Consider the following 11,914-nt stretch of genomic DNA (forward strand, 5'->3'; position numbering starts at 1 on the left):
GATGCCCCCCTCAGCCTGCCGTGTAGTGGACGATCAGGGCGATGTCGTCGATCTCAGTGGCGAGCTCCGTCGCAGCTTCGGTCGCCGAGAGCACCCACGTGCCAAGGGGTGCGTTGGAGCAGTCCTTGTCGTCGCGGAGCAGATCCTGGCGAACGGGCTGTTGCTGGTCGTTGAGGATGGGCGCTAGCTCGAAGTCGATGCGTTGAGCGGTGCCCGGAGGAGGCGTCAGCCCGAGAACGAAGGACAGGGCCTGTTGCGGCTTGAGCTTCACATACGCCTCGACCCGATGAATCTTCAGCTCCTTGCTCCGGAGCTGGAACGGAAACCGCTCCGGCCCCAGTGCAATGGGGAGCGTGCGATTGCCGGCCGGATCGAGGAAGCCCTGCCACCCCACGGAGAACTCCTGCCGCAGGCTGATCAGGCGCGCGAGCGCCGTCTCCTCCGCGTTCTTGAGCCATTCATCGCGCGCGGCCCGCGCCGCATCACGGAGCGGCCCGCCGCCGTCGCGCGCCGTGTAGCGCAGGTGGATGACCACGTCGGAGAGGGTGTCGACATCGAACGCCTGCGTGTCCGCCGGCAACTCGATCTGCCAGTCGGAGATCGCCCCGGCGCCCTCGAAGGGCAAGTACCGCTCGTCCCGGAAGTTGAGCTCGAACGTCCCGCTGTCGTTCTGCGCATGGCTGGTCGCGATCGCCTGGACCGGCGTGAACCCCCAGGCGACATCCTGCTCCGACTGCGCGGCATAATCGGCGGGGTTCGTGGTGGTACGCACCCTGCTCGACATCAAGGTCAGTGTGCAATTGACCGAGGCGTAGGGCCCGGCGACGCAGGGCAGCGTCAGGCTGACGCTCTTAATGCGCCTCATGGTGTGTCCCGGGTAGTCCATGTCGAACAGCGCCTCGGGCAGCCTCACGACGCACTTTCCGGTCGCTTTGAGCGTCATGAGCGCGACCGGATCGTGCAGAAGCAACGACACGTGCTTGGTGAGCTCGAGCTCGCGCCGATCGTACTCCATGTAGGCCAGCTCCAGGCGCTTGAGGTCGAGGCTCAGGCGCTCGCCGGCGAGCAGGCCGCCGCGCAGGTTGTCCCACTGGCCGAACTGGATATAGGACGACGAGCTGACGCCGCGCTCGAAGCGGAAGGCCTTCTCGGCCCGCTTGGCCATGTCGTAGGCGAGCTGGAATGCCTGGGTGTAGACGGCGGCGACCTGTCCGGCCATCCAGTGGTAGAGCTGCTCGTTCGTGAACTTGTCGCGCAGGTAGGCGTGCTCCTCGCGGGCCTGCTCGATCTGGAGATCGTGGGCCGCGCGCTCCTTCTCGGCGATCGCGACGCGCAGCCCGGCGGCGGCGATCTGCTTGTCGAGCTGCACGAGCTCGTGGGCGGCGAGATCCTCCTGCAGCTTCCACTCGTCCCAGCGCCGCTCGTAGCTGCCCATCGTGGCGCTGACGGCGGCGGCCTCGCGCAGGAGCGTGACCGCAATGCTCGCCGCCTTGGTGCCGGCCTCCGACGACGCGCCCAGCTTGCTGCCGTCCACCGTGGTGGTGAGGGCCACGGGGCTGGAGATACCCGCGGCGCCAGCGGTCACCGTCGGCACCATGTGCGCGGCAGCCGCTCCGGCCATCGACGCCTCGGTGACGGCCTGGGTCACCGCGGCCGCACCGCTTATCGCCAGATGACCCGCCTCCCACACGTTCATGTACGACGCGTCCCGGTAGAACTGGTGGCGCCGGCTGACCCCCTCGCGCGACGCGCGCAGCGCGGCCAGCCCCTCGCGCGCCTCGTCCACCTGGCGCTCCTTGACCTGGCGCAGGGTGTCGAGCAGCTGCGCCTCGTGCCCGGCGCGCAGCACCGCGAGCGCCTCGGCGTCGCGCTTCTCGCGCGCAGCGAGCAGCGACGCACCGAGCGCCTTGACTTCGGCGCACAGCTCGCTGGCCTTCTGCAGCAACACCTGGAAGCGGTGGTGCGGCGCCGGCACCGCGACATCGTTGATCACGGTCGTGAGATCCACGCCCGCCGCGGCCGCCTGCACGAGCAGCGCCGGGTCGATCGGCGGCTCGTAGAGCGGCAGCTGCCGCACGACGCCCTCGATGTTCATGCAGTGGCGGATCTTGAACAGGCGATCGGCGACGATATCCCAGTAGCCGAGGAGCTTGTCGTTCGGCGGCACGCAGAAGTAGAGCGTCGTCGGAAGGATCAGCGCCTCTCGATCGCCGCCCTCGTCGTCGTCACTTCCGGCGACATCGGCCGGGTCGACGAAGGCCTCGATCTCGACGAGCGCGTTCGAGAAGCTATCGAGCAGCGGCTCGAGCTCGCGATAGGTCTTGGGGGCAACGGTCGCACGCGGCGGGATCGCGCGCGGGCGCGGGCCGAGGATGCCGGCCGCGAGCACATAGAGCTGGGTCGCCTCGTTGATCGACTCGATCGTGTCCCGGCGGAAGAGCTGATCGCCCCACCGGATCAGGTTGTCGATGTACTTCATCACGACCGTCTTCTGGTAGGCGACGATCCGCATCCGCGCGAGGAGGTGCGGGTTGAACGGCTCGCGCCGCCAGGCCGCGATCTGGTTCCGGAGCTGCTGCGAGAGAGGGTCGCGCGGATCGAGCTCGCCGAGCAGTGTGAGGATGGAGTACAGGTGGGTGTTCTCGTAAAACGGGCGGAATTTCCAGAACCGCGCCGGCACCGGATCCGTCGATCCGGTGGTCGGGTCGAAGATGGCGTGGAACCAGCGCTGCGCCTCCTCGAAGCGCTGGTTTTCGCTCAGGCGATCAGCGATGAGCAGCGGCGCGTGGAAGAACAGCTCCCAGTTGTACGCGGAGTAAGCGCCGCCCCAGGAAAAATCGATGTCCTCGATGGGGTACGGGTCGACGACCGCGTCGCCTGGGCTGTACACGTCTTCGAAGACCGAGCGGCTCTCGAGCTGCAGCGGCGGCGTGCGCCGCGACCAGTTGAGCAGGCCGTCGAGCACGCCATGGCGGCGCAGCTCGCTGATGAGCTCGCAGACATACGGGTGCTGGAACGTGGCGAAGCGCAGGTGGTGGCGCGGCATAGGCCGGAAGCTGTACATGGGCTCGGACGGCTCGTTCGCCCACTGCTCCACCTCGCGGCTCATGGCGAGGGTGACGCTCCTGAGGCCGGTCGGCGCCGTCGCGCGCATGTTAGGGAAGGCGAGATCGGCCTGCTGCAATGGCGGCAGGGGCTCGGGCTCGGGGGTGACGAAGAAGCTGCGGGTGCTGTCCTCGTAGAAGAAGGGATCGTTTGCGAGGAAGTCTTCCTCCGAGTGCGGCAGGACGAGCCGGAACGTGCCCGGGGTCTTGTAGAGCACCGTGAGCACTTCGCCGCCCTCGGCGAGTTCCTTGTCCGTCGCCGATTTGACCCTGCCGGCCGGCGCATACATCCGGCCGTCGTTCGTCCTCGAGGCCAACTCGCGCAGGGCCATCCGGTCCTGAATCGCCCGGCCGGGCCGCCGGCGGGGGATCAGGCGGTATTCGGAGGTGTAGTCGCTCAGCTGCCAGCTCCCACTGCAGCCCGAGAGCACGAACTCGCCGCGCACGAGGCTCGGGGACCAGGTGGGCGCGACATCGAGAATCGCGCTCAGTGAAACGAGGCATTGCACCACGAGCTCGCTGGGCTGGTGATTCCCGCCCGAGCGGGAGAAGGCCCGGAAGTGGATCGAGGCGTCGAAATCTGGCGGCGGCGTCGATTTGAACAGGCGGAGCGGCGGTGTGTCCACGACGCGCCGTGCCGACCACTTCCCATCCTCGTACTCGCTGAATGCGAGCCTTACACGGATGTCGGCGCTGGGGGGTTGACCGTTCTGGTTCGTACCCTGATTGTCCTGCGGGACCTCCTCGAGCATGGCCCAGAAGAGCAGCAGCCGGTGCTCATGGACGACCGGGATCAGGTGCTCGCTCTGGATGTCGAGCTCGATCTTCTCCCACGGCGTCCAGGTCGCGCCGCGCACCAGGCGGCGGTAGAAATGGACGTGCGGCGCGCCGCGGGTGCGGGCGAAGACGTGCAGCACCTCGGGGGCAGAGTCCATCGCCATGAACACGGCTTCCCGCTCAGCCACCAAGCCCATTACCTCCAGCCGCGCAACCTGGTCGAGCTTCTCCAGGTAGCCCCGGAACGCGCGCTCGGCGCTGCGCTCGTCGAGATCGCTCTGCAACATCTCGTTCTCGAGCGCCTTGAAGAACGGCGTCTTGTCGTCGCGCAGCTCGGGCTCGATCCAGTTCTCCGGGTACAGGAACACCTTGCGATTGGCCTCCCACACCCGGTAGCTCTTGAGCCACGTCCACTCCCGGGCCGCCTCATCGCCAAGGACGACATCGCGCTCCAGGCGCAGCAAGGCGCGCTGGACGAAGAGCTGCACCGAGCCAATCGCCTGCTTGATGCGCGAGGTGAGCTGGCACGGGCTCATCTCGACGTCGACGAGGAGCTCGGCGAAGAGCTCGTCCGAGCTCGCATATCCCCGCTTCCAGACGAGCGTGTCCACCAGGGCCCCGCGCTGACGCTCGCGCAGCACGTCCCGCAGCGGCCGGGCCAAGGCCGACCACGCCTCTTCGCTGTACTTGGCCTTGACCGCATTGCGAATGCTGGCCGCCGTCGCCCGCGCGCCGGCGGGTGTCTGATCGACGTCGGCCCAGGGCGTTGCCTGTGCGGCGGACATGCCGAGGCGCTTGAGCAGGGCGGTGGCGTCGGCGAGCCGTACCAGCTGCTGATCGAGCCCGAGCGCTGCGAAGGTGGCCGTGAACCACCCACCCGGCCCGGCGAGCGACGACAGGTCCTCGAGCGGCCAGCCTGTCCGCCCGGCGATCTGGGCGAGCAGTTCGATCGGCTGCCCCTGCGCATCGACGCCGGTGGGGTGCAGGCGGAAGAGCTCCGCGAGCGCAGCCTTGCCAGCCGGCAGCGCGTCGCGCACCCGCAGCAGGGCCGTGAGCCGCAGCCAGCCGTTGAACTGCGGCAGCTGCGGCGCGGCGGGCTCGACGGGCAGGGCGTTCAGGTCGAGCCACGCAGGGTCAATCACCCACGCCAGCTCGTCCGCGGTGAGCTTCAGCCGGCGGACCAGCGTGGCGATCTTCTCCAGGCGCACGAAGGTGCGGCGCCGGTGGGTCTCGGACGGGGTGGGGCCGCCATCGAGCCCTCCGAGGAAGTCGGCGATCGCCTTGCGGTTCGGATCGACCTCGGCAACGAGGGTCTCCGTGAGGAGCCGCGCCGTCGTCGCCGCGTCCAGACGGAGCTGCTCTCCGAGCCGCTGGCGCACGAAGACCTCCGCCGAGAGCGGTTCGCCAGTGTCTGCGGGCGTGTTCGCGTCCTCGGGCGCATCCATTGCGCTCCGGATCCGGGCGAGGCCGGCCGTGAGATCGGCGAGCACGGCATCGATGCGGGCCTGCTCAGGAACCAGGCCGCTCGCAAGCGGCGCCACATGACGCAGCACGTAGTCGAGGGGAGCCACGCCGAAGCCCGTCGCGCGCACCGCGAGCGCCGCCTCGACGAACCGCCGCGTCACGTCCGGATCGGTCGTCGTGAGGACATCGCTCCCCGACATGGCGCAGAGCGCGAGGAGATCCCGCAAGGGCAGCTTGAGCGCCCGCGAAAGCGAGGTCGCCCGGAACAGCTTCGACAGGTTCGCGAGGTTCAGCAGGCCGCCGCTCACGACCGGCGGAGCATGGATGGCCGCCTGGCTCACGGCGCTGTCCGTGAGGAGCGCGAGATCGGCCGCGCTGAGGCGGAGCGCGGCGAGCACGGCAGGCGCGTGATCGGCGATCGGTTCGTCCGAGTCCGCGAGCTCCGAGCCGCTGCTGTTCAGGCGGAACGCCGGATCGACCGGGTTGACCACGGTCTTGTTCAAAAAGAGCCGCTCGTAGAGCGAACGATCCTCGGGCAGAGGACCCGAGCGTGTCTGGATCGGCCCCCACAGAACGAGCATCTCGAGCACGGGCATGCGCAGCTCGGTTTGCAGAACGGCGGCGCCCGCCAGCCTGATCAGCGTCTCGTCGCTGGTGCCGCCGCCCAGCACCGAGAGCGCCTGGTCCAGCTCGGCAACGGACCAGCCGAGCGCGCGGCGCATCCGGGTGAAGCGGTTCATCCGGTGCAGCCCTTCGGGCTCCAGGGCCGAGACGCGCAGCTCCGATGTCTTGCACGTCAGCGGGGCCGCCCCGTCGGCCGTGCTGATCTCGAGCAGCCCATTCGGGTTGACGAAGCGCGTGTGAAGCAGGGCCGTGAGTTCATCGTAGGTGACCCCGAGGCGATGCATCAGCACGGCGACGTTCTGCAGCACCACGACCCAGCTGCCGCGGATCGGGTCCTCGCTCGCGCCAGTGGGATCGGGGATGGCATTCGCGCTTTCGGAAAGTCCCCAGTGCATCCACGGTTCAAAGGGCCCTGGAGCTCCGGCAGGTGGCGTCCCGGCGAGGAGCCTTCGGTCCTCCTCGGAGAGGCGGAGCCGCTCGAGCGCGATGTGGACGCCGTACTCGGCGGGATCGACGCCGTCCTCCCGGCGGAACACCTCCATCAGGTGAGCGCGGGGCACGCCCAGATGATCGAGGTAGAGGCGCGCCTCTTCCAGCCCCTGGTTGAAGGGGAGCCGCCACGGATAGCGCTGCGCGGCGAGAAGCTCGTACGCTTTGTCGTAGACGACCTGTTTCGACGGTGGGGGCGGCTGAGGCTGGGCGGCGAGCTCGGGAGCCGTGCCCGCCGTCGCGATGTGATCGGGGAAGCCGACCACGGGCGAGAGCGAGGTGTTCGCGACGGCGTACTCCAGGATCTCGTTCACGAGATCCACGTAGGGAACGGCCGTGTCCGCGTTCTCGCACGTGAGCTCCAGGCGGGCGATGTCCGGGCGCCGCTCGAGCAGCACGTCGCAGGCCGACTTGTGGGCGCTCGGGATCGTGGTGTCCTGCTGCTCGAAGAGGTTGTATCTCGTCTTCGATCCAGCGGCGGGCACACTGGCGGCCTGGCGCTCGAGGAACTGCAAGAGGTCCACGAGGTAGGCGGCCGGGCTGTAGACCGACCGGCAGTGTCCGCAGGCGCAGAAATCCAGCGAGCCGAAGAGCGTCGGCCAGTCGGGAAAGCCCAACGCGACCTCGCCCGTGAGCGGTTCAACCTGCGACAGCACGTACATCGTCGTAGCGTTGAACGAGGCATGATGGCGCGCCGCGAGCGCGTGGGAGCCACCGAGGACGCGATCCGCCGCCTGGTAGATCGCGGCCGCGCGATCCGACCCGATCTCGGTCGAGACGAGCCTGGAGAAGCGGGCGCGACCCATGCGGACGATGCTCTGCGCGGAGTCGAGCCCGTAGCTCATCAGCGTTTTGATCTCGGAGGCGGAGGATGTGAGCTTGTGCAGCCGCTCCATGCCCGCGAGCTGGGCCATCGTCACGGCAGGCTGCGCCGCGAAGGAGAGGGCGCTCGGGTTGCGGCTCAGGTGCTCCCGGAGCCGGCGATGCCCGAAGTCGAACTGCGCCTCATCGAGGAAACGGACTGCGTCGCCGAGCGCTGGAGCGGCTGTGCGGAGGCGGCCGGCGAGGGCGGCTCCGGGAAAGGCTTTTTCCAGGGTCCGGGTCAGGACCGCGGCATAGTTCTGCCGCTTTTCCTGGATTGTGGCGCCTGGAACGGTGGCGGGGACGCCCACGGGCGCCCCGTCGACCGTCTGGTCGAACAGGGTGAGCCAATCGGCCTCGTCGCGCCGCGCGAGATCACGCAGCGAACGCACCGTGCCGGACTGGAACTGCTCGTTCAGCTTCTTGATGAGCGGCACGTGGTGGCGAGTCACGGCCCCGAGCTGAAAGGTGCGCTGCGCGCCGGCGATGGCGTCCTGCGGCAAGCTCTTCGAATTGCGGAGCGTTCTCCAGAACGAGGGGATGTCCCCCTGGTGCTCCACATAGCGATCGAGCAGCAGGTTCCGCTCGCTCGATACCGGAATGGCGGTCGCGAGCATCTGATCCAGCGATCCTGCACCAGGCACACTTTCCTGGGACGCAACGCCTGCGACGAGGGGCTTGAACTGCGCCAGCACCGCATCGATATCGGCCGGAAGCATCCAAGGGATAACTCTCTCCTCGGTGGCCCACGTGAGGGCTTCGCGCAGCGTCGGGAGGCCACGGGAGAGCAGGGCCGGCCGCTCCGCCGGTAGGCCCCACCGCAGAAGCCCATAGAAGATCTTGGGGTCGATGCTGGTCCCTTCGGCCATCCTGGCCGCGGCGGCCGCCAGCTCGAGCATCCGGCGATCCACGCCGGCGCTGCAGGCGGCCAGCGCGAGGCGGTCCTCATCGAGATTTTTGAGCTCCAGGGCGCCGAGGGTGGGCGCGACGGCGGCCATGAGGCGCTCGTACTCTGAGATCGCGCCGGGGTAATTGCCCGCGACGACCATGTCGACAACGGCCGTGGCCGGCGCGTGGCAGACACGACGCGTGTACAGCGTGAGGAGCGTCGCGCCGTTCTGCTTGCAGGCGCTCACCTCGAGGTCCGCGTGTGTCTTCGAGGTGCGTCCGAGCTGGCTCCGGGAATAGGCGATCCGGTAGTACCCCGCGGCGTCCGTCGCGCTGTTCCCGAGGAACTTGGGCGCGGGCGGGTCGAGATTGCGATCGTAAGCGTGGACGATCATTCCTTCGAGCGGAGCGCCCCTCGAGTCGGTGACCCGGCCGCGCACGCTCCAGAGCGCCGGCGCCCCAGCACCCTTGGGTTTCGTGGGGTCCACCGGAATGCGCAGCGTCTGGTTGGGTCCGTTCTCGTGCCACATGATGGACTCTTCCGTGTCGATGAGCAGCTGGCTGCCCTGGTAGACACGAAAGAACGCCGATGCGGGGTGGGCGCCGAGGAGAGGGCGGAGCGCCGCCGCATCGAGCCCGATGGCGAACTCACCCAAAGAACCGGTCGTGACCGCGGCGACGACCTCGGTCGAGGCGGCCTTCAGCCAGACCTCGACCGTCACGCCCGGCAAGCCGGCTGCGCTGTCGCTGCCGGTGGGGCTGCGGCTGTCAACGACACGACCCACGACCGTGAGCTTCTGCTCGTTCTGTTCCATCATGGGATGATGACCTTCCGTAGAGGAATGCTGGGTTGATTAAAAGAACTCACCATCCGCAGGGCGGGGGAGTAAGCAATGCAGCGAGACTACACGGCGAGCGACAGCTCGCCATGCCGAAGAGCCATGTCATGATGACGTGAAGACGGCATCCTGATAAGCCCGCGATTCTGCTTGGAATTCCATCGCCACAGGCCGACCCCTGGGCTCGGCCGTGCCCGCTGCGGCGTGGTGGAATGCCTCCCGGAAGGCGGCCTCCACGGTCGTCTGGCTACCACGAGGGAATGGTCGAGAGCACGGCGGCTCTGCGCAGAAGGGGCGACCGCAATGGAGGAGCCATCACAGTCCCACGTGCAGGCTCCACCCATCCCGCCCGAACGGCGGCGCCACAACTTGGAACAACCCTGATGGATCCACGAACCCGCCCCACCCCACGAGATGCCTTCGTTGCTGGTATTTCTTAAGTAGAGCAGGCTTGCCTATTTGTCGCTCCGAGATCAAGGCACGATCTCGTTGCAGCAAGGTTTCGACGTCTGCCGTACTCGGACCCGTGGAGGATGCGCCGATCCTATCGCGAGCGTCCTCTCGAGTTCGCGCGCGGTGCTCAACGCAAGCAATATGCCAAAGGGCGTCGTATCCATCCTGGCTCGTGGACGCTGAATGCCTCTCGTTCGCACCGGCTTCAATCTTGCAACCCCACACGCAAGGGGTGAGGCGGCGTCGGTTCGGTCATGAGGGCGGCGGGGGACCGGGATGGGGAGCGCCTGGGAGCGCGTCGGACGCGGCAGCCTTCGTCGTGTGCCCGATCGAGCGGATCAGACCGACATGGACAGGACCGGCGCAGAGCAGGAGGCGCGCGGTGTGGCGCACGTCGAGGACACGGGGGTTTCGTGGCGGCCAGGCGGAGGCTGCGGGACGGCGGAGGCCAACGCCGCCACGCTGTGAGATGAGAGCGTGCCGACTCTCCGGCGGGCTTCTGGCGTCCCATACCCACCGCAAAGGGTCGGGTCCCCGCTCGGGGGACCGGGCGAGGCTCGCTTAGCCTTCACGCACACAGTGGGACAGCGCCATCCGTGCATCTGGCCATCAGGCCGGCCGAAGCCGGAGCTCGAAGTGTCACGTGCTGAACGGTGTCACTGGATGCGAGGATACCGGAGCCGGACTCTACATCGAGGCTCGCACGGTATCGGGTGTCCGCTAAGGTATTTAGGACTTCTGGGCAGTGGGTGTAACGAGAAGCTGGAGTGAGTGGCCTCCTCAAGGAGCAACAAGGAGCTAAAAGGAGAACGGCGGAAGCCTCTGCCCGTCCTCCTACGCCTTGCGCCTGGGATCAGGCAGCGGCGTGCAGCTCGTCCATCACGGCGGCTTGGCAGCTTTCCATATAGCCCGAGAACCACCGCGCCAGCTCCTCAACGAGCTGCGCACCGCCGATGTCACCCCGCACGAGCCGACACAGGATCTCGTGCTGCTCCGTCACGCCCTCGTGGCCGAGCGCGAGCAGCCGCTCCTCGAGACGGCTCGCCGTGCCCTCGGGGAATCCGCAGGCGATGTACAGCCGCCGGTAGAGACCGAACCGAGCGTACATTTTCACTACGGCTTCGGCCTGGATCTTGTTGATGTCGAGCACGAGCTGGGCGACGCGACGCAGAATGTTCATGGTCGTCCTCCTTCACGTTTCTTATCCCCGCGCGTGCTCCGAACTTGCGTTGGTACCTAATGTGAGGCTTGCGCTCACACGTTGGGCATCCCGCCGAGCGCGCCCGATCGCCACAGCCGCGAGAGCGTCATTCCCCTCTCCGTGCACCTGGCGAGCGCGTCGCTGTACCCGACCCGAGTCACCTCCGTCGCCCCGCTCTTGTTCCGGTCCACGATGAAGAGGCGCACCCGGTCATCCCCGAGTTCGAGCGCGTCGAGCACCTCCGGCCGCTGCGTGACCATGAGCACCTGCGGCCGTCCGGGCTCGTCCAGCAAGATATGCTGCACCCGTTCTGCAACCCGGAGCGCAAGACGCGGGCTCAGCGCGTGGTCAGCGTTCTCGAGGGCCAAGACGGACGGGCCTTCGGGGAGCAGTAGCAGCATGAGCGTGTACAGGATGAGGCGCGTGCCGTCGTCCGCGGCGCCGGTAGAGATCCATCGCGCATCGCGACGCAGATGACGGTCAGAGAAGCTGACGCCCTCGTCCGACACATCCTCGGCCCACTCCGCGAGCCTGCGCACCTCGTCGACGATCCGTCGCCAGACGATACGCTCGCATTGCAACTCGGGGGCGCACTCGAACAGCACGCCTTTCATCGACTCAGGGGAGGATCCGTGAGGGCTGTAGATGGCGAACAGATCCAGGGCACGGAGCAGCCTGCTGAGCGGCCCCTCACCACGCGCCGCGCACACCAACGGAGCGATCCCGCGATCGTGCTCCGGCCTGATTGTGACCAGATCCCCCGTCTTTCGATCCAGCACCAGGCGCCCCACGTTGTGCTCTCGGGCAGCAAGTTCCTCGCCGTTCTCCATCAGTCGCTCACGGGCGAAGCTCCATGACCACGACCAAGTCCTGGGTTCCTGGAGCCTGGCTTCGTAGAACGCGCCCTCAGCCCACGCCTCGTTGATCATTTTTGCCTGCCGACGCCCTGACGTCCTGAGGAGGGTGCGTTGCTGGGTCCGCGTCACCCGCACCCCGCGTGCGTTCAAGGCGTCCGGGTCCACCTGGCCCTGCGCAGCCGCGCCGAGCAGCGCGATACCCTCGAGCAGGTTGGTCTTCCCGGCGCCGTTCGGCCCGACGAACACGTTGAACTGCCCGAGCTCCAACGTGACATCCACGATCGTCTTGAAGCCCCGGATCCGGACTTTCTGGAGCATGATCTCTCCTCAGTTGCTGATGGGAAAGCGCGGCCCGCG

Annotated in this window: 3 protein-coding genes; all 3 read right to left on the reverse strand. The window is 67.7% G+C overall.

All coding sequences use genetic code 11. The features are described 5' to 3' along the window. Nucleotides 1-10: 10 nt before the first annotated feature. The 3 genes from WMF34_RS41760 to WMF34_RS41770 all read right to left on the reverse strand — a co-directional run bounded on the left by WMF34_RS41760 (nucleotide 11) and on the right by WMF34_RS41770 (nucleotide 11,875). The gene (locus WMF34_RS41760; protein WP_437991268.1) at nucleotides 11-9,025 is read right to left on the reverse strand and encodes a neuraminidase-like domain-containing protein; all 9,015 of its coding nucleotides are present in this window, start codon (nucleotides 9,023-9,025) and stop codon (nucleotides 11-13) included. A gap of 1,327 nt (nucleotides 9,026-10,352) precedes the next feature. After that, nucleotides 10,353-10,679, reverse strand: a complete 327-nt coding sequence (locus WMF34_RS41765; RefSeq protein ID WP_437991269.1) for a hypothetical protein — start codon at nucleotides 10,677-10,679, stop codon at nucleotides 10,353-10,355. Nucleotides 10,680-10,753: 74 nt separating this feature from the next. Further along, nucleotides 10,754-11,875 carry an AAA family ATPase gene (locus WMF34_RS41770; RefSeq protein ID WP_437991270.1) on the reverse strand — a complete coding sequence of 374 codons (1,122 nt, stop codon included), beginning with the start codon at nucleotides 11,873-11,875 and terminating at the stop codon, nucleotides 10,754-10,756. Nucleotides 11,876-11,914: the final 39 nt, after the last annotated feature.

The organism is Sorangium sp. So ce145 (assembly GCF_051525985.1).
Classification (GTDB): Bacteria; Myxococcota_A; Polyangia; order Polyangiales; family Polyangiaceae; genus Sorangium; species Sorangium cellulosum_B.